Source organism: Faecalibacterium longum (assembly GCF_040094125.1).
Taxonomy (GTDB): Bacteria; Bacillota; Clostridia; order Oscillospirales; family Ruminococcaceae; genus Faecalibacterium; species Faecalibacterium longum.
Genome location: NZ_JBBNIH010000150.1, coordinates 1 through 17,296, shown reverse-complemented (window position 1 = coordinate 17,296; position 17,296 = coordinate 1). Strand labels below are relative to the sequence as shown.

19 protein-coding genes are annotated in these 17,296 nt (G+C 60.5%); 18 read left to right on the top strand and 1 reads right to left on the bottom strand.

Going from position 1 to position 17,296, the window contains the following annotated elements:
- Positions 1-238 precede the first annotated feature (238 nt).
- From AAAU26_RS09390 to AAAU26_RS09340, 11 genes are all read left to right on the top strand, one after another.
- Positions 239-676, top strand: a complete 438-nt coding sequence (locus AAAU26_RS09390; protein ID WP_149794918.1) for a hypothetical protein — start codon at positions 239-241, stop codon at positions 674-676.
- Between the two features lie 142 nt (positions 677-818).
- Positions 819-2,036, top strand: a complete 1,218-nt coding sequence (locus tag AAAU26_RS09385) for a cysteine desulfurase family protein (protein ID WP_227619637.1) — start codon at positions 819-821, stop codon at positions 2,034-2,036.
- A 1-nt stretch (position 2,037) separates the two neighbouring features.
- Positions 2,038-2,487 (top strand): Fe-S cluster assembly scaffold protein NifU, encoded by a 450-nt coding sequence (gene nifU, locus AAAU26_RS09380; RefSeq protein WP_149794920.1) that lies wholly within the window; start codon positions 2,038-2,040, stop codon positions 2,485-2,487.
- Positions 2,488-2,622: 135 nt separating this feature from the next.
- On the top strand, positions 2,623-3,417 hold the full coding sequence (locus AAAU26_RS09375) for an NAD(P)-dependent oxidoreductase (protein ID WP_227619636.1): 795 nt from the start codon (positions 2,623-2,625) through the stop codon (positions 3,415-3,417).
- Entirely contained in the window at positions 3,414-4,004 is a 591-nt protein-coding gene (locus AAAU26_RS09370) for a dipicolinate synthase subunit B (RefSeq protein ID WP_015565272.1), read from the top strand. Before AAAU26_RS09375 ends, AAAU26_RS09370 begins: the two co-directional genes overlap by 4 nt.
- 73 nt (positions 4,005-4,077) lie before the next feature.
- Positions 4,078-5,394 (top strand): D-alanyl-D-alanine carboxypeptidase family protein, encoded by a 1,317-nt coding sequence (locus AAAU26_RS09365; protein WP_227619635.1) that lies wholly within the window; start codon positions 4,078-4,080, stop codon positions 5,392-5,394.
- 84 nt (positions 5,395-5,478) lie between these two features.
- A complete protein-coding gene (gene rfbC / locus AAAU26_RS09360) occupies positions 5,479-6,045 on the top strand; it encodes a dTDP-4-dehydrorhamnose 3,5-epimerase (RefSeq protein ID WP_158403415.1) in 567 nt (188 codons plus the stop codon).
- A gap of 6 nt (positions 6,046-6,051) precedes the next feature.
- Positions 6,052-6,861 (top strand): ABC transporter permease, encoded by an 810-nt coding sequence (locus AAAU26_RS09355; protein WP_227619634.1) that lies wholly within the window; start codon positions 6,052-6,054, stop codon positions 6,859-6,861.
- Between the two features lie 16 nt (positions 6,862-6,877).
- Positions 6,878-7,621, top strand: a complete 744-nt coding sequence (locus AAAU26_RS09350) for an ABC transporter ATP-binding protein (protein WP_015565269.1) — start codon at positions 6,878-6,880, stop codon at positions 7,619-7,621.
- A gap of 9 nt (positions 7,622-7,630) precedes the next feature.
- On the top strand, positions 7,631-9,511 hold the full coding sequence (locus tag AAAU26_RS09345; protein ID WP_227619633.1) for a glycosyltransferase family 2 protein: 1,881 nt from the start codon (positions 7,631-7,633) through the stop codon (positions 9,509-9,511).
- Entirely contained in the window at positions 9,508-10,044 is a 537-nt protein-coding gene (locus tag AAAU26_RS09340; RefSeq protein ID WP_158395959.1) for a DUF5662 family protein, read from the top strand. The genes AAAU26_RS09345 and AAAU26_RS09340 overlap by 4 nt, the downstream gene beginning before the upstream one ends.
- 138 nt (positions 10,045-10,182) lie before the next feature.
- Here the strand turns inward: AAAU26_RS09340 and AAAU26_RS09335 are convergent, their stop codons facing one another.
- Positions 10,183-10,305 (bottom strand): hypothetical protein, encoded by a 123-nt coding sequence (locus tag AAAU26_RS09335; RefSeq protein ID WP_256276019.1) that lies wholly within the window; start codon positions 10,303-10,305, stop codon positions 10,183-10,185.
- Positions 10,306-10,635: 330 nt separating this feature from the next.
- Here AAAU26_RS09335 and rsxC point away from each other — a divergent pair, with 330 nt between their 5' ends.
- From rsxC to AAAU26_RS09300, 7 genes are all read left to right on the top strand, one after another.
- Positions 10,636-11,958: an electron transport complex subunit RsxC gene (gene rsxC / locus AAAU26_RS09330; RefSeq protein WP_149794926.1), complete on the top strand. Its 1,323-nt coding sequence runs from the start codon at positions 10,636-10,638 to the stop codon at positions 11,956-11,958.
- Positions 11,958-12,911: an RnfABCDGE type electron transport complex subunit D gene (locus tag AAAU26_RS09325; RefSeq protein WP_227619632.1), complete on the top strand. Its 954-nt coding sequence runs from the start codon at positions 11,958-11,960 to the stop codon at positions 12,909-12,911. Before rsxC ends, AAAU26_RS09325 begins: the two co-directional genes overlap by 1 nt.
- Complete coding sequence (locus tag AAAU26_RS09320; RefSeq protein WP_158395965.1) at positions 12,908-13,456, top strand: RnfABCDGE type electron transport complex subunit G; 549 nt, start codon at positions 12,908-12,910, stop codon at positions 13,454-13,456. The genes AAAU26_RS09325 and AAAU26_RS09320 overlap by 4 nt, the downstream gene beginning before the upstream one ends.
- A 16-nt stretch (positions 13,457-13,472) precedes the next feature.
- Positions 13,473-14,135, top strand: a complete 663-nt coding sequence (gene rsxE / locus AAAU26_RS09315; protein WP_149794929.1) for an electron transport complex subunit RsxE — start codon at positions 13,473-13,475, stop codon at positions 14,133-14,135.
- 4 nt (positions 14,136-14,139) lie between these two features.
- Positions 14,140-14,772 carry an electron transport complex protein RnfA gene (locus tag AAAU26_RS09310; protein WP_207677566.1) on the top strand — a complete coding sequence of 211 codons (633 nt, stop codon included), beginning with the start codon at positions 14,140-14,142 and terminating at the stop codon, positions 14,770-14,772.
- A 15-nt stretch (positions 14,773-14,787) separates the two neighbouring features.
- The gene (locus tag AAAU26_RS09305; RefSeq protein ID WP_158395971.1) at positions 14,788-15,708 is read left to right on the top strand and encodes an RnfABCDGE type electron transport complex subunit B; all 921 of its coding nucleotides are present in this window, start codon (positions 14,788-14,790) and stop codon (positions 15,706-15,708) included.
- Between the two features lie 428 nt (positions 15,709-16,136).
- Positions 16,137-17,267 (top strand): MFS transporter, encoded by a 1,131-nt coding sequence (locus AAAU26_RS09300; protein WP_227619631.1) that lies wholly within the window; start codon positions 16,137-16,139, stop codon positions 17,265-17,267.
- Positions 17,268-17,296 lie beyond the last annotated feature (29 nt).

Genomic DNA, 17,296 nt, shown 5'->3' with positions numbered 1-17,296 from the left:
GGAGAGTGGAGTCCAGAGGTAGGGAGGGGGGATTCGAAACACCCCTCCCTATCTCTGGCCCGCGCGGAGCGCAAGCCACTTGACCAAAAGAAAAAACCAGCCCCGCGCCACCAGCGCGAGAACCAGCTTAAAGAAAAAACCGGCTCTGCCTCTGGCCCGCGCGGAGCGCAAAGCCATTTGACCGAAAGAATAAAACCCGCCCCGCGCCACTGGCGCGCAGAAGCAGAAAGGACAGAAGATGTTTACCGCCAAACAGTTCGCCGGCACCCACTGCGGCTGCCGCTACCAGCAGGACTACCGCCCCACGCTGGGCAAAGACGGCAAAAAGGAGTCCGGCACGCTGGAAGTCATCAAGTTCTACTACGACGGTGCCATCCGGATGGAGCAGCACTGCTACGGCGAGGCGGCGACCTTTGTATTCGGCGTCTGGGCCGAGGGGATGGACGCCGACGGCACCCTCCACTGGGCGCTGCCCGACCGCCGCAAGAGCTACTACGACGAGGACTATCTGCCCCGAAAGCTGGACCGCGTGGACGAAGCGGGAAATCTCTACTTCGACGGCAGCCCTTTCCCATGGAAGCTGGCCGACGATTTCGACGAAGACAAGCGCTGGGGCTACCCGAAATGGAAGGTGTTGCTGGGAAAACTCACCGGAAAAGGCCGGAAATGTGACTGAATCACGAAATTCGAGTATTCCCATTGACATACTAGGGAATGATATGATATAACTATTCCGTCAAATGGAATATATGCGGGCAGCGCCCCGGCCCCCTGGAAGGCGCGGTGCTCCCGCATTTTAGCAGAAAGGAACCATTCCTATGGAAAACACAGAAAAAGTGGTTTATCTGGATAACGCTGCTACCACTGCCTGCGCTCCCGAAGCACTGGCTGTGATGGTCGAGGCACTGAACGGCGTCTGCGGCAACCCCAGCAGCCATTATAGTGTGGGCTATGAGGCCAAGGAGTTCGTGGACAAGGGCCGCGCACAGGTGGCAAAGGCCATCAACGCCTCCACGTCCGAGATCTTCTTCACCGGCTGCGGCTCTGAGGCCGACAACTGGGCTGTGAAGGGTACTGCCTTCACCAAGGCCCGCCAGAACAAGAAGCACCTCATCACCAGCGCTTTCGAGCACCACGCCATCATGCACAGCATGGCCGCTCTCGAGCGTCTGGGCTTCGAGGTCACTTATATCAAGCCCACCACGGAGGGCTACATCCGTCCGGAGGATGTCGAGGCTGCTATCCGCCCCGACACCGCCCTCATCAGCATCATGATGGCCAACAACGAGATCGGCACCATCCAGCCCATCAAGGAGATCGCTGAGATCGCCCACAAGCACGGCGTCTGGATGCACACCGATGCGGTTCAGGCTGTGGGTGCCATCCCCGTGGACGTCAAGGAGCTGGGCGTGGATATGCTGTCCATGAGCGCTCACAAGTTCAACGGCCCCAAGGGCATGGGCGCTCTGTACTGCCGCAAGGGCATCTGGCCCCAGAACCTCATCGACGGCGGCAGCCAGGAAGCACGTCACCGCGCCGGTACTGAGAATGTCGCCGGCATCGCCGGCATGGGCAAGGCCCTCGAGATGGCGACCGAGCATCTGGAAGAGCGCATGGCCCACGAGAAGGAGCTGCGTGACTACGTCATTGACCGCATCCTGAAGAACATCCCCGAGGCCCGTCTGAACGGCGGCCTTGAGCATCGTCTGCCCGGCAACGCCAACATCAGCTTCCCGGGTCTGGAGGGCGAGACCATCCTGCTCGACCTCGATATGCACGGCATCTGCGCCTCTACCGGCTCTGCCTGCAACTCCGACAGCCTTGACCCCAGCCACGTGCTGCTGAGCATCGGTGTGCCGGAAGAGATCGGCCACGGTTCCATGCGGTTCACCTTTGGCCCGCAGAACACGATGGAAGAAGCGAAATATCTGTGCGATGTGCTGGAGGAAGTCATTCCCCGCCGTCGTGCTATGAGTTGTATGTGGCTGCAGGGCCAGAACACGGCCCGTCACTTCAGCCTGAAGGGAGAAAACTAAAATGGCAGGTATGTATAGCGCAAAGGTCATGGAGCATTTTGCACATCCGCACAACGTGGGTGAGATCCCCGACGCAAACGGCGTGGGTGAAGTCGGCAACCCCAAGTGCGGCGACATCATGCGGATGTACCTCAAGATCGAGAACAACGTCATCGTTGACGTCAAGTTCCTCACCTTCGGCTGCGGCGCTGCGATCGCAACCAGCAGCATGGCCACCGACCTCATCAAGGGCAAGACCATTGACGAGGCTCTGAAGCTGACCAACAAGGCCGTTGTCGAGGCTCTGGAAGGTCTGCCCCCCATCAAGGTCCACTGCTCTGTTCTGGCTGAGCAGGCCGTCAAGGCCGCTCTGTCCGACTACTACCGTCGTCAGGGCATCGACCCGGAACCCATCGTGGGCAAGCTGGAAGAGGACTGCGACCACTGCAGCGGCGAGAGCTGCGGCCGCTAAGGCGCACTCCTGAACCTTAAATAAAAAAAAATAAGGCCCGGCGGATGCTGTAAAGCGTCTGCCGGGCCTTTTTGCACCCTCGGCACAGCCTCTGCATAGGATAGCGCACTGAGGATAGGGGGAGGGGGCCTTACAGTGGAAGGACAGAAATGCTTTGCGGTGGTGGGCGGCGACGCCCGGCAGGCCGCAGCGGCCCGGGCGCTGGCCCGGGCCGGGTACAGTGTGGGCGGGCCGGAGATGATAGCGGTGGCAGATTATATCCTGCTGCCCCTGCCGCTGGACGCGGCACGGACGCCGCTGGCCGAATTGCTGCGGGCCGCAAGGCCCGGTACGCTGGCGCTGGGCGGGATGCTGTCGGTGGAGGCGAAAGCCATCGCCGCCGAGGCCGGGGTAGAGCTGGTAGACTACTTCGCCCGGGAAGAGCTGACCATCCGCAACGCCATCCCCACGGCGGAAGGGTGCATCGGCATCCTGATGAAAGAGCGCAGCCGCACCCTCTGGGGCAGCAGCATTCTGCTGACTGGCTTCGGGCCGGTGGGGCAGGCGCTGGGTGTCCGGCTGGCGGCGCTGGGAGCGCAGGTGACGGCGGCGGCCCGCCGCCCGGCCCAGAGGGCGCTGGCCGAGAGCTTCGGGCTGCGGAGCGTCCCCATCGACCGGCTCGGGCAGATAGCGCCGGCTTTTGATACAGTGGTGAACACGGTGCCTGCGCCGGTGCTCAGCGAGGCAGTGCTGGCCCGGCTGCGGCCGCAGAGCTTTATCGTAGATCTGGCGTCCCGCCCCGGCGGCACCGACTTCGACGCGGCCCGGCGGCTGGGCCACAGAGCCATCCATGCGCTGAGCCTGCCCGCCGCCTGTGCGCCCGAGACGGCAGGCGAGGCAGTGGCCCAGACAGTGTGCGATATGATCGGGCAGAGGGAGGAAGCATCATGATAGAGAAGAAACGACGCTGCGCGGCCTTTGCGGTCTGCGGCAGCTTCTGCACGCTGGAAGCGGCGCTGGATGCGGCCCGTGCGCTGCGGGGGCAGGGGTGGGAGCTTCTGCCGGTGATGAGCTTTGCGGCAGGGCAGGACACCCGCTTTGGCCGGGCCTCCGGCTGGCGGCATCAGCTGGAAGGGCTGACGGGCCGTCCGGTTCTGGATACCCTGCAGGCGGTGGAGCCTCTCGGCCCACGGCATCTGGCCGACGCCCTCGTGATCGCGCCCTGCACGGGGGCCACGCTGGCCCGGCTGGCCGAGGGCCTTTCCGACACGCCGGTGACGCTGGCGGCGAAGAGTCTGCTCCGGGTGGGCTGTCCCGTCGTCATCGCTGTCTCGACGAACGACGGGCTGGGCGCTTCCGGGGAGAACATCGCCCGGCTCTACCAGCGCAAGCACTATTATTTTGTGCCTTACGGGCAGGATGACCCTAACACCAAGCCCCAGAGCCTCAAGGCACGGTTCGAGCTGCTGCCCCAGACGCTGGAAGCGGCGCTGGAAGGGCGGCAATTACAGCCGGTGCTGCAATGTCCGTGTGGATGAAAGGTGTCTTTTCAGGCAGGGGAAAGTGTGGTATACTAAGTTTATCTATGAAGATTTGTGGAGAATTGATAGAATGAAAAAATACATCGCTGCACTTCTTACAGCGTTGCTCCTGCTCTGCACGGCGCTGTCTGCCGGGGCGGTGGGTCCGGCTCTGACCACGACGGAGGCTTACTGCATCATTGATGCAGACACCGGCCTCGTGCTGGCACAGCAGAATATGAACGAAGAACTGCACCCGGCGTCCATCACCAAGGTGATGACGCTGGGCCTTGCCTGCCAGAAGGCGCAGGGAAACTGGGACGGCGTGAAGCTCACAGTCTCCCACGAGGACGTCTACTCCCTCGCAGGCACTGATTCCAGCCACATCGCCCTGCGGGAGGGGGAGGAAGTCCCCCTGCAGGATGCTCTTTACGGAACCATGATCGCCAGTGCCAACGACGGCGCGAATCTGCTGGCCGAATACTTCGGCGGCGGCACCATCGAGGGCGGCGTGTCCGCGATGAATGCCCAAGTGCAGGCGCTGGGCCTCGAGCACACCCACTTCGCCAACCCCCACGGCATCAGCGGCAATGACCACTACACCAGCTGCTACGACATGGCTCAAATTCTGCGATGGGCGCTGACCCAGCCGGGCTTTGAGACCATTTTCACCCGGCTTGAGATGTACACCATGGCGCCCACGAATGTCCAGCCGGTGACCCGCTATTTCTCCCAGCAGGATAAAATGCGGCTGAGCTACAGCCGGTATTACATCCCGGCCATCCGCGGCTCCAAGATAGGCTACACCAACATCGCCCGCTACAGCTACGTCTGCCTCGCGGAACAGAACGGCGTCCGCCTCATCTGCGTGACCATGCAGAGCGAGATGAAGACCGATAAGTACAACGACGTCCGCACCCTGCTGGACTACGCTTTCGCACGCTATACCGGCTACACCGACCTGCCCTCCCAGGGCCTGACCGGAGAGGTGGAAGTCGTGGGCGGCGGCGGAACGCTGGGCAAGGTGACCGTCACCGACCCCGGCGTCCGGTTGCTGCTGGCCGACGGCGTGACGGCGGGGGACGTCTCGGTGTCGCTGGAGCTGCCCGAACGATACGTTCTGGGTACTTCGCCGGAAGTGTACGCAGTGTATACCGTCAATGGCGGCGATAAGCAGGAATCGACGAGTGTCCGGGTCCCGGCGGTACTCACCGGGCTGGATGCGCTGCTGGAAGCGAACGCGGGCAGAGAGCTGGACACGGCCTCTGACGTTAAGCCTGCCAGGACGGCGGGAATGCTCATCGCCATCTCGCTGGCCTGCACTGTAGCTGCTGCCGGTGCCACGCTGTGCGTGATGCGGGTGATGCGCCTCCGGAAAACCAAAAAGCAAAAGCCCTCGCAACATTAAAAATCGCGAAAAAGCTGCAAAAGGCTTTTCCATATACAACAAAATAACAAAAAACGATAAAACAAAACAGAGAGGAAAATAATTATGGGCAAATTTACCTTTACGCAGACTGAGATCCCCGGTGTCGTCGTCATTGAGCCGCAGGTGTTCGGCGATGATCGCGGCTATTTCATGGAGACTTACCAGAAAGACCAGTTTGCCGAGGCTGGAATCGACAAAGAATTCGTGCAGGACAACCAGAGCCGCTCCACCCGCGGCGTGCTGCGCGGCCTCCACTTCCAGAAGAACCACACCCAGGGCAAGCTGGTGCGTGTGACCAGGGGCGAAGTCTTTGACGTCGCTGTGGACTGCCGCCCCAACAGCGCCACCTTCGGCAAGTGGGTGGGCGTGACCCTCTCCGAGGAGAACAAGAAGATGTTCTATATCCCGGAGGGCTTTGCCCACGGCTTCCTCGTGCTGAGCGATGTGGCCGAGTTCTGCTACAAGTGTACCGATGTCTACGACCCCACCAGCGAGGGCGGCATCCCCTACGACGACCCCACCGTCAACGTCCAGTGGCCCGACTGCGGCTGCGAGCACAAGACCAGCGCCAAGGACAAGCTCCATGAGCCCTTTGCCGCCCAGAAGTTCGAGTATTTTGAAAAGTGGTGATCGCCTGTGAAAAAACTCAAGGCAATGTTCAACGGCCTGTGGTGCTACCGCTATCTGCTGTGGAACCTCGTCAGCCGTGACTTTAAGCTCAAATACCGCCGCAGCGTGCTGGGCGTGGTGTGGAGCGTGCTCAACCCCCTGCTCATGTGTCTGGTGTACTGGGCGGTGTTCAGCAGCCTGATGGATATGCGGGGCAGCGGTATCGACAACTTCCCGGTCTTCCTGATGTGCGGCCAGCTGCTCTTCAACTTCTTCAACGAGGCCACCTCCACCAGCATGAGCAGCGTCCTCGGCGCGGCCTCCCTGCTGAAAAAAGTCTATATCCCGAAATATGTCTTCCCGCTGGAAAAGTGCTGTTTCGCCATGGTCAACTGCGTCTTCAGCTTCGTGGCGCTGGCGCTGGTCATGGTGTTCACCGGCAGCCCCATCCATGTCACGGTGTTTGAGGCCCTCTACCCGCTGGTGACCCTCTTCTTCTTCAGCCTCGGCGTGGGCCTCTTCCTCGCGGCGGCGACGGTGTTCTTCCGGGACATCATGCACATCTGGAGCGTCTTTATCACGGCGCTGCTCTATTTCTCCGCCATCTTCTACGACCCCACCCAGATGACCTTTTCCATCGGCGGCTTCAACATGCAGCAGATCATCAAGCTGAACCCGATGTACTGGTATATCACGGGCTTCCGCCGCACCCTGATGTGGGGCATCCCGCTGGACATCAACATGTTCCTCGTCTGCGGCCTCTGCGCCCTCATCTCGATGCTGGTGGGCGTCCAGATGTTCCGCAAGACACAGGACCGCTTCGTGCTGCATATATAAGAAGGAGGAGAGAACGATGGAACCTATCATCAAAGTGGACAATGTGTCCATGTGCTTCAACCTCTCCACCGAAAAGCACGAGAGCCTGAAGGAATACCTCCTTGCCATGGTGCAGGGACGCTTGCAGTACGACGAGTTCTACGCCCTCAGGGACGTGAGCCTCGACATCATGCCCGGCGATTTTTACGGCCTTGTGGGCCTGAACGGCTCGGGCAAATCCACCCTGCTCAAGACCATTGCGGGCGTGTACAAGCCCAGCAAGGGCAAAGTGACCGTCAACGGCACCATCGCCCCCCTCATCGAGCTGGGTGCGGGCTTCGACATGGACTTGACCGCCCGGGAGAACATCTACCTCAACGGTACGGTCCTGGGCTTCTCGCCCAAGTATCTGGACGAGAAGTTCGACGAGATCGTGGAGTTCAGCGAGCTGCAGAACTTCCTCGATGTGCCGCTGAAAAACTACTCCTCCGGCATGGTGGCCCGTATCGGCTTTGCCATTGCCACCATCACCAAGCCTGACATCCTCATCGCCGACGAGGTGCTGGCGGTGGGCGACTTCCTCTTCCAGCAGAAGTGCGAAAAGCGGATGAAAGAGCTGATGGCCGGCGGAACCACGGTGATCCTAGTGTCCCACTCCATCGAGCAGATCGAGCGTATGTGCAGCAAGGTGGCATGGCTGAGCCACGGCCACCTCAAGATGAACGGCGACACCGAGACTGTCTGCAACGCCTACAAGGCTGTGCAGCGGGGCGAGGCATAAGGACTGGATATGAATGTACGACTCAAACGCGCCAAAGAGCTGATGGGCTATGCCGTCCAGCTCACGAAAGACGAGGGCCTGCCCACGATGGTAAAGCGGGGCGCGGGCTTTGTCCGCCGCCGTTTCTTCGGCAAGCGGGCGCGCTATCTGCCCGGCAAAAAGGTGCTGGAAGTTCAGGCCGCCGAAATGGTCGGCAAGACGGCTGAGAACTGCGGCCTGCCCACTATCTCCATTCTGACCCCGCTGTATAATACGCCCGAAAATTACCTGCGGGAATTTCTGGGCTCCTTTGTGAACCAGACCGCCCCCAATGGTCAGCTCTGCCTCGCGGACGCTTCCGACGACGCCCACCCCGAGGTGGAGCGTGTCGTAAGGGAATATCAGCAGAAAAATCAACGAATCGTATACAAAAAGGTCGAAAATAAGGGCATCGCTGCCAACACCAACGCCGCCGAGACGCTGGCGACGGGCGAATATCTCGCCCTCGCCGACCACGACGATGTGCTGGCCCCCCACGCCATGTACGCGATGGGTAAGGCTGTCTTGCAGCTCCGCGAAAAGGGTGAGCCGGATGGTTTCCTCTATAGTGACGAGGCGCTCTTCACCAAGGACATCAAAAAGCCGATGGTGGGACACTTCAAGCCCGATTATGCCCCGGATTATCTGCTCTGCTGCAACTACATCTGTCATCTGGCAGTCTTCAAGCGGGCGCTGTATGAGCAGCTGGGCGGCGAACGCCCCGAGTGCGACGGCAGTCAGGACCACGACCTCTTCCTCCGGCTCATCGAACAGACCGGCGGTGCGGCTCATCTGCCACAGGTGCTCTACTACTGGCGGGTCCATGCCGGTTCGACCTCGGGCGGCACCGATGCCAAGCCCTATGTCGCGGCAGCTGCCAAAAAGGCGCTGACGGACCATCTGAGCCGCACCGGGCGCACCGGCACGGTGGAGGATGGGCTTTTCCCCAGCACCTACCGGGTCAAGTGGGACATCGAGGGCGACCCAAAGGTGAGCATCCTCATCCCCAACAAAGACCACACCGATGACCTCGAGAAGTGCCTGTACAGCATCTGGTCAAAGACCGAGTGGGATAACTTCGAGGTCATCGTCATCGAGAACAACTCCACCGACCCGGCCACCTTTGCCTATTATAAGGATGCTGAGAAGCGGTACGAGGGCCTGAAAGTGGTCACCTGGCCGGAAAAGGGCTTCAACTTCTCAGCCATCAACAACTTCGGACGGAAGGCGGCGCAGGGCGAGTACCTGCTGCTGCTGAACAACGACGTGGAGGTGCGGAACGGCGACTGGCTCACCGAGCTGCTGCGGCAGTGCGCCCACCCCGGCGGTGCGGCCATCTGCGGCGCGATGCTCTACTATCCCGACGAGACGCTTCAGCATGCGGGCGTCGTCACGGGTCTGGGCGGCTACGCGGGCCACAGCCATAAGTACAAGAAGGCGGGCGGCAGCGGCTATCTGTTCCGCGCCGCTACCGTGCAGGACTTCTCCGCCGTCACGGGTGCCTGCCTGCTGGTCAGGACCAGCGTGTGGGACGAGGTGAAGGGGCTGGACGAGAAGTTTGCCGTGGCCTTCAACGATGTGGACTTCTGCCTCCGGGTGCGGGACAAGGGCTATCGCATCGTGTGGACGCCCTACGCCCAGCTGACCCATTACGAGAGCAAGAGCCGCGGCGGCGACGAGAAAGACCCCGTCAAAGCAGCGCGCTTTGCCGCCGAGCAGCAGCGGCTGTATGACATCCACGGCAAGGCGGATATTCTGGACGACCCCTATTATAACCCCAGCCTGACCCGCGACCGGGAGGATTTCTCGGAGAGCGGCGATTTGCGGAACCTCAAAGAGGGAAAAGTGACAGTGAGGTGGCGAAACGCATGAACATCAAAGGCCATTTTGAGACCATCACCCGGCACAAGCTGCTGGTGATGAAATACTGCTTTGCCTGCGGGCTCTACGAGCAGGGCCTTGCCCATGACCTGAGCAAGTACAGCCCCACCGAGTTCATCCCGGGCTGCATCTACTATCAGGGCGACCACAGCCCCAATGAGGCGGAGCGGGAAGCCAGGGGCTACACCTCGGCATGGCTCCACCACAAGGGCCGCAATAAGCATCACCTCGAATACTGGATAGACTACAGCACCACGAAAGCCGGCCTCACCGGTATGAAGATCCCCCTGCGGTACGTCTGCGAGATGGTCTGCGACCGTGTGGCCGCCAGCCAGATCTATCTGGGCGACAAGTACACCGACGCCTCCCCTTGGGAGTACTATGAGCACAGCAAAGACCACTATCTGCTCCACCCCGAGACGAGAGCGCTGCTGGAAAAGCTGCTCAAGATGGTGCGGGACATCGGGCAGGAGAGGACCTTCGCGTACATGAAGTTCCTGCTGGGCTGCGAAAAGGATTACTAAAAAGACAGAATGCCCCCGGATGCTCTGTATCCGGGGGCATTCTCAGCAGGCGGCACAAGCCGTAAAAGCCAAACATCCCCCAGCCCGGGCGGCACACCGTTCAGGCTGGGGGATGACTGCGTTTCAAAAATGCGAGGCTCAGTCTTCGCTGTTGTCGATCTGGATATAGCGGGGGCCGTGCTTGTCCACAAAGAGCAGCACGCCGGTCAGCGTGACAGCCAGACAGGTCAAAACAGCGAGCATTACTTTCAGAAATTTCATGGTAGACCCTCCTTGACGGCTCAGACCGCACGGCGCGGGATGCGCCTGCGTGTTCGTTTGGTTGTAGTATAACATATTCTTCCCGGAAAGGCAAACGACCGGACTTTGGGAAAAGTTGTGCGATACGAACGAAAAAATGGACGGTTAGCCACAGCTAATCGTTAAAAACAGCTAAGAAATTCAAAGAATTTGCATCATTTTGGCCTTGTTGTCGTTGACTTCCCACCGCAAAATGATACAATAAACATGTTAAGCAGCAACTGTCCCTGTACCAGTGCGCCTGCATGGGCGTGGGGACAGCAATTCAAGCAGAATGGGGGATTTAATTCCATGTTGAACAAGCTGAAACGTGCGGCGCTTGGCGCGCATACGCCGCATGACAAGGCAACTGCTGCAAGCAAACCGGTCCCGATGCCTCTGCCCGCGCAGGTACGCATCCTGATGAGTCAGCATATCGGCGCTCCCGCCAAGGCTTTGGTGAAGAAGGGCGACGAGGTGTTCGTCGGTACCAAGATCGGTGAAGCTGGCGGCTTTGTATCTGCAAATATCCACTCCAGCGTCTCGGGCACCGTGGCGGCTGTGGAGCCGTTCCGTCTGTCCAATGGCCGGATGTGCGACTCTGTGGTCATCAAGACCGATGGCAAGCAGACCGTAGACCCTGCCGTGAAGGCACCCGAAGTGACCGATAAGGCCAGCTTCCTCGCCGCCGTGCGTGAGAGCGGTCTGGTGGGTCTGGGCGGCGCAGGCTTCCCGACTGACGTCAAGCTGCAGCCCAAGGACCCCGTGGATACCCTGCTCATCAACGCCTCCGAGTGTGAAGTCTGGCTGACCAGCGACACGCAGGAGATGCTGAACTGCGCAGACGACATCGTCCGCGGCATCGAGGCTGTGCTGAAGTACACCGGCATCCCGAAGTGCGTCATCGGCATCGAGAACAACAAGCCCGAGTGCATCGACCTGCTGTGCCAGAAGACGAAGGACAAGCCCGCCATTGAGGTGAAGCCCCTGCCCAGCGTCTACGGCACCGGCGCAGAGCTCATCCTCATTGAGAAGTGCCTGGGCCGCGAGGTCCCGCACGGCGGCCTGCCCGCCGCTGCCGGCGCCATCGTCATGAACGTGACCAGCGTGTCCAGCCTCGGCAAGTATCTGGCTACCGGTATGCCGGTGGTCAGCCGCGTCATCACCGTGGACGGCGATGCCTGCGAGAAGCCCCAGAACCTCATCGTCCCCGTGGGTACTTCCTACGAGGATGTCCTGAACACTGCCGGCCTCAAGGGCGGCGTCACTCTGGGCAAGGTCGTGGCCGGCGGCGCTATGATGGGTCCCGCTGTGCGTGACCTGAGCTACCCCACCACCAAGACCACTTCCGGTCTTATCATGCTGAGCGAAGCGACCGCACAGCCCCCGCAGGTCAACCCCTGCATCCGCTGCGGCCGCTGCGTCGAGTACTGCCCCATGGGTCTGGAGCCCGTGGAGGTCAACCAGGCTTACGCTGCCCGCGACGTCCAGGAGCTGGGCAAGCTGCACGTTGACTACTGCTTCAACTGCGGCTCCTGCACCTTCGTCTGCCCGGCCAAGCGTCCCTGCACCCAGATGATGGGTCTGGCCAAGGCATTCTATCTCGGTGAAATCAAAAAAGGAGGCAATAAGTAATGGATACGAAGCTTATTGTTTCGGCCTCCCCGCACCTGCGCTCTGAGGAGACGACCGCCGGCCTGATGGCCAACGTGATCGTAGCCCTGACCCCGTGCGTCGTGGCCTCTGCCATTATCTTTGGTCTGCGTGCTCTGCTGGTCACCGCAGTGTCCGTCGTGGCCTGCGTGGCTTTCGAGTGGCTGTACTGCAAGCTGATGAAGAAGGCAAACCCCATCAGCGATCTGTCCGCCGTCGTCACCGGCATCATCCTCGCCATGAACGTGCCTGTGGGTATGCCCATCGGTGAGCTGCTCATCGGCGACTTCGTGGCCATCATCGTGGTCAAGCAGCTGTTCGGCGGCATCGGCATGAACTTCGCGAACCCCGCTCTGGTGGGCCGTATCGTGCTGTTCGTCAGCTTTGCCGGCGCTATGAACAACTGGGTGTTCCCGGATGCAGCGGTCGATCAGCTGTCCTCCGCTACTCCTCTGGCTGTGGCTGACCCCAACAAACTGAGCCTGCTGGACCTCTTCATGGGCGTCCACGGCGGCGTTCTGGGCGAGACCTGCGCTCTGGCCATCGTGCTGGGCCTGATCTACCTCGTGGTCACCAAGACCATCAGCATCGCCATCCCTGCCGCTTACGTTGGCAGCATGTTCGTGTTCTACCTCATCGCCACCCACAGCGTCCACGCTGCACTGGTGGCTGTGCTGAGCGGCGGCCTGCTGTTCGGCGCTGTGTTCATGGCCACCGACTACGTCACCAGCCCCTTCACCCTGAAGGGCAAGCTGGTCTACGGAGTGGCTCTGGGCGTCGTCACCTTCGCTATCCGTTACTGGGGCAGCTACACCGAGGGCGTGTCCTTCGCACTGCTGTTCATGAACCTGTGGGTCCCGTACATCAATGACTTGACCCGCCAGACGCCGTATGGCTATGTCAAACCTGCTAAGAAGGAGGCTGCTGGCAAATGAATAAGTCTACTTGGGAAAGCACGGTAAAGCCGGTAGTCGTGCTGAGCGTCATCGCACTGGTGGTCAGCTTCCTGCTGGCCCTGGTCAACTCCTTTACTGCGCCTATCATCGAAGAAAACCAGAAGGCCGCCACTCTGGCAGCTTATGTGGACGTCATGCCCACTGTTTCTGACGCCAAGACGCTGGAAGAAGTGACCGACTACACCACCGAGAACGTCACCGGCGTCGTCAAGGCCGAGGATGGCAGCATCGCCATCAAGGCCGAGGAGAAGGGCTTCGATGGCGGCATCCTCACCGTCATCATGGGCTACGACACCAACGGCACCGTCACCGGCATCTGGGTGGACGCTTCCACTCAGACCAAGGGCATCGGCTCCAATGTCGCAAACGACACCTTCCTTGCCCAGTTCAACGGCATGGACGGCACCCAGAATATCGCCATCGGTCAGGGCGGTTTTGACGCATACAGCGGCGCGACCATTTCCTCTAAGGCACTGTTCGCCGCCATCAACGACTGCGTCAACTGCTACAACGAGCTGGCATAAAGGAGGTTGGTAAGAAATGGCATCTGAAAACAAGTCCAAGGTAAGCATCCTTACCAACGGCATCATCAAAGAGAACCCCGTTCTGCGTCTGGTCCTGGGCACCTGCTCCTGCCTGGCAGTTACCACGGCAGTCTCCAGCGCACTGGGCATGGGCGCAGCCTTCACCTTCGTGCTGGTCTGCTCCAACATCCTGATCTCGCTGCTGCGCAACGTGATCCCCGCAAAGGTCCATCTGCCCTGCTACATCGTCATCATCGCAGGCTTCGTCACCATCGTCCAGATGGTCATGCACGCCTACATGGACAGCCTGTACACCGCACTGGGCGTCTTCCTGCCCCTGATCGTCGTCAACTGCATCATCCTTGGCCGTGCCGAGATGTTCGCCTGCAAGAACAACGTGGTCGATTCTGCACTGGACGGCGTCGGCATGGGTATCGGCTACACCCTTACCGTCGTGCTGATGGCTACCATCCGCGAGGTGCTGGGCAGCGGCACTTGGCTGGGCTTCCAGGTCCTGCCCGACAGCATCGCCCGCATCAGCATCATGACTCAGGCTCCCGGCGCATTCTTCTGCTACGGCGTCCTGATGGCCGGCTGTGTCTGGCTGGAAGGCAAGCTGGATGCGCGCATCGAGCGCAAGAGCTGCTGCGACATCGACAATCTGAAGAAGGAGGGCTAATAAGATGCTCATCAAACTCGCTGCTATCTTCTTCAGCATGATCCTTGTCAACAACTACGTGCTGGTGAAGTTCTATGGCATCTGCCCGTTCCTGGGCGTTTCCAAGAAGTTTGACTCCGCTGTGGGTATGTCCGGCGCTGTCATCTTCGTCATGTTCATGGCTACGGCCGTGACCTTCCCGCTGCAGATCTTTGTTCTGAACCCCGCCGGTCTGAGCTATCTGCAGACCATCGTGTTCATTCTGGTCATTGCAGTTCTGGTGCAGTTCATCGAGATCTTCCTGAAGAAGTATGTCGTTGCGCTGTACAACTCTCTGGGCGTCTACCTGCCCCTGATCACCACCAACTGCTGCGTTCTGGCTGTCACCATTCTGGTCGTCGATGACTACGGCGCAGACGTCGAGGCTCTGGGCTTCGGCGCTGCCTACATCGAGGCTCTGGTCTGTGCCATCGGCGCAGGCGTCGGCTTCATGCTGGCTATGGTCATGTTCAGCGGCGTGCGCAAGCGCGTGGAGGCCTGTGATCCCCCGGCTCCCTTCAAGGGCCTGCCCATCACTCTGCTGGCCGCAGCGATCACCAGCCTGTCCTTCATGGGCTTTGGCGGCATCGTTGAGAATCTGTTTAACGTGACGCTGTAAAGGAGGAACAGGATTATGAATATCGCATCTGCTGTTATCCTCTGCACCATCGTCGGTGCTGTCGGCGCAATCATTCTGGTCGCCGCTGCCAAGTTCATGGCAGTTGAGGAAGACCCCCGTATCGAAGAAGTTGCCAGCTGTCTGGCCGGCGCAAACTGCGGCGGCTGCGGCTACGCAGGCTGTGCCGACTACGCAAAGGCTGTCGTCATGGACGGCGTGCCTTGCGATAAGTGCGCTCCCGGCGGCCCCAAGGCTGCTGCTGCCATTGCCAAGATCATGGGCGGTGAGGCAAGCGCTGTGGAGAAGAAGGCCGTGGTCCAGTGCCAGGGCAGCTCCGAGCACTGCAAGCCCGCTTACGACTACAAGGGCATCCAGACCTGCGCCGCTGCTGCTACCCTGTACGGCGGCCCCAAGACCTGCTCCTTTGCCTGCATCGGTCTGGGCGACTGCACCAAGGTCTGTAAGTTCGACGCCATCCACATCGTGGACGGTGTTGCCAAGGTGGACAAGGACAAGTGTACCGGCTGTGGTGCCTGCGCCAACATCTGCCCCAAGAAGGTCATCATGATCGACGCCGGCGGCCCCCGCAAGCCTGTCGTTATGTGCTCCAACCAGGATAAGGGCGCTGTCGCCAACAAGCTCTGCACCACCAGCTGCATCGCCTGCGGTATGTGTGAGCGCACCTGTAAGTTCGACGCGATCCATGTCGTTGACGGCGTGGCCCGCGTGGACTACGACAAGTGCAAGGGCTGCGGTATGTGCGCCCAGAAGTGTCCGAAGAAGATCATTCTCTTCCCCCTGAAGGACGATCCGTATCCCCCGAAGCCCGTGGTGAAGCCTGCTGCTCCCGCAGCAAAGCCTGCTGCTGCCGCAGCTCCCGCTGCAAAGCCGGAGGCTAAGGCCGAAGAGGCAAAGCCCGAGACCAAGGCTGAATAAGCGCTGACCTCAAAGAGGGCCGGACAGCTGTCCGGCCCTCTTTTTGCGTAGAAAACCTCTCCGTCATCGCTGCGCGATGCCACCTCCCCTATCGAGGGGAGGCTTTGGCATATCGGAAAAGTCAGCCTCTTCGCCAGAGGCTCCCCTACTAGGGGCAACGGCGACGACCGCCGCCAGCGGCGGAAACAGGGAGGAGCTGTTGGGGCAGCGGCCAGCAAGATGCAAGCGACAGCGAAGCAGACGCTGGGTGCCGCAACCCGGCCTTGTCTGCGAAGCAGACTGAGAGGTTGGACGAAGGAGAATCTGCCCCACGGCAAAGCCGCGATTGAGAGGTTGAAACTCCGGCAGCAGAAAGCTATAATGGGATAGGATACAACGCGCTTATGGCAAGGTGCGGACGGAAAAGGAAAAACGGAAAGAGGAATCATATGGAACAAAAGAACACCCGCCTGCGGAACGTGGGCTTCATCACCTTCTTTTTCAGCGGCATCTGCGCCATTTCCAGCGGCGTGGTGGTCAGCCTATTGCAGGAGCAGTATGGCTTCGCCTACGGCATGACCGGAACCCTGCTGTCTCTCATGAGCATCGGCAACCTGCTGGCAGGCTTTCTCATCGCCATGCTGCCCGGCAAGCTGGGCATGAAGCCCAGCATCCTGCTGCTGACCATCGGCTATGCGCTGGGCTACGCCATGATGGGCCTCAGCGGCGCGGTGGCTGTGCTGGCGCTGGGCTTCTTCCTCGTGGGCATCGCCAAGGGCAGTGTCATCAACACCTGCACCATCCTCGTCAGCGACAACTCCGCTGACCGCACCCGGGGCATGAACCTGATGCACAGCTGCTATGCCTGCGGCGCACTGCTCTGCCCCTTTTTCATCGCGGCGGCAGGCAGGGTGAGCGGCTCCTTCGCCGTGCTGGTGCTGGCTGTGCTGGGTCTGCTGCTCTGGCTGGTGTATATGGGGACTCCCTTTGCGGGCAAGAGCGCGGGCAAGAAGGAAGTCACCGATTGGAGCTTCCTCAAATCCACCCGCTTCTGGCTGTTGACCGGCCTGCTCTTCTGCCAGAACGCCGCTGAGCAGAGCGTCACCGGCTGGATGGTCACTTACTTCAAGGGCAGCGGCATCATCGCAGGCGCACTGGCGGCCTATACCGTCACCGTCATGTGGGGCGCGACCCTCGTGGCACGTCTGCTCATCGCCTTCGTGTTCCCCTTCAAGCAGCCCCGCAAGGCTATGGTGGTCATGGGCGTGAGCTGCACCATCTTCTACATCCTGCTGGTGCAGGCCCGCAGTCAGGGCGCGGCCATCGCGCTGCTGTTCGCCTTTGCCTTTGCGATGGCGGGCATGAACCCCACCGCTGTGGCCAGCGCAGGCCGTATGACCAGCGTGACCAGCATGGGCATCATGCTGCCGGTGGCGGCCAGCGGCGCGATCCTGATGCCCTGGGTCATCGGCGTCGTGGCCGAAAGCGCCGGTCTTGCCGCCGGTATGATGACCAACATCGTTCCCTGCGTGGGTCTGGTCATCTTTGCGGTGCTTGTGGCAAAGCTTCCGGAGGAATAAAGAGTAAACAAAAGGCCGCTGCATTCGCA

Bases quoted from the DNA above. Each gene is read 5' to 3' on its own strand.
- AAAU26_RS09365 (WP_227619635.1), top strand. From the start codon at position 4,078: ATGAAAAAATACATCGCTGCACTTCTTACAGCGTTGCTCCTGCTCTGC.
- AAAU26_RS09390 (WP_149794918.1), top strand. From the start codon at position 239: ATGTTTACCGCCAAACAGTTCGCCGGCACCCACTGCGGCTGCCGCTAC.
- AAAU26_RS09340 (WP_158395959.1), top strand. From the start codon at position 9,508: ATGAACATCAAAGGCCATTTTGAGACCATCACCCGGCACAAGCTGCTG.
- AAAU26_RS09325 (WP_227619632.1), top strand. From the start codon at position 11,958: ATGGATACGAAGCTTATTGTTTCGGCCTCCCCGCACCTGCGCTCTGAG.
- AAAU26_RS09385 (WP_227619637.1), top strand. From the start codon at position 819: ATGGAAAACACAGAAAAAGTGGTTTATCTGGATAACGCTGCTACCACT.
- AAAU26_RS09320 (WP_158395965.1), top strand. From the start codon at position 12,908: ATGAATAAGTCTACTTGGGAAAGCACGGTAAAGCCGGTAGTCGTGCTG.
- nifU (WP_149794920.1), top strand. From the start codon at position 2,038: ATGGCAGGTATGTATAGCGCAAAGGTCATGGAGCATTTTGCACATCCG.
- AAAU26_RS09335 (WP_256276019.1), bottom strand. From the start codon at position 10,305: ATGAAATTTCTGAAAGTAATGCTCGCTGTTTTGACCTGTCTGGCTGTC.
- rsxE (WP_149794929.1), top strand. From the start codon at position 13,473: ATGGCATCTGAAAACAAGTCCAAGGTAAGCATCCTTACCAACGGCATC.
- rfbC (WP_158403415.1), top strand. From the start codon at position 5,479: ATGGGCAAATTTACCTTTACGCAGACTGAGATCCCCGGTGTCGTCGTC.
- AAAU26_RS09310 (WP_207677566.1), top strand. From the start codon at position 14,140: ATGCTCATCAAACTCGCTGCTATCTTCTTCAGCATGATCCTTGTCAAC.
- AAAU26_RS09345 (WP_227619633.1), top strand. From the start codon at position 7,631: ATGAATGTACGACTCAAACGCGCCAAAGAGCTGATGGGCTATGCCGTC.
- AAAU26_RS09370 (WP_015565272.1), top strand. From the start codon at position 3,414: ATGATAGAGAAGAAACGACGCTGCGCGGCCTTTGCGGTCTGCGGCAGC.
- AAAU26_RS09350 (WP_015565269.1), top strand. From the start codon at position 6,878: ATGGAACCTATCATCAAAGTGGACAATGTGTCCATGTGCTTCAACCTC.
- AAAU26_RS09305 (WP_158395971.1), top strand. From the start codon at position 14,788: ATGAATATCGCATCTGCTGTTATCCTCTGCACCATCGTCGGTGCTGTC.
- AAAU26_RS09300 (WP_227619631.1), top strand. From the start codon at position 16,137: ATGGAACAAAAGAACACCCGCCTGCGGAACGTGGGCTTCATCACCTTC.
- rsxC (WP_149794926.1), top strand. From the start codon at position 10,636: ATGTTGAACAAGCTGAAACGTGCGGCGCTTGGCGCGCATACGCCGCAT.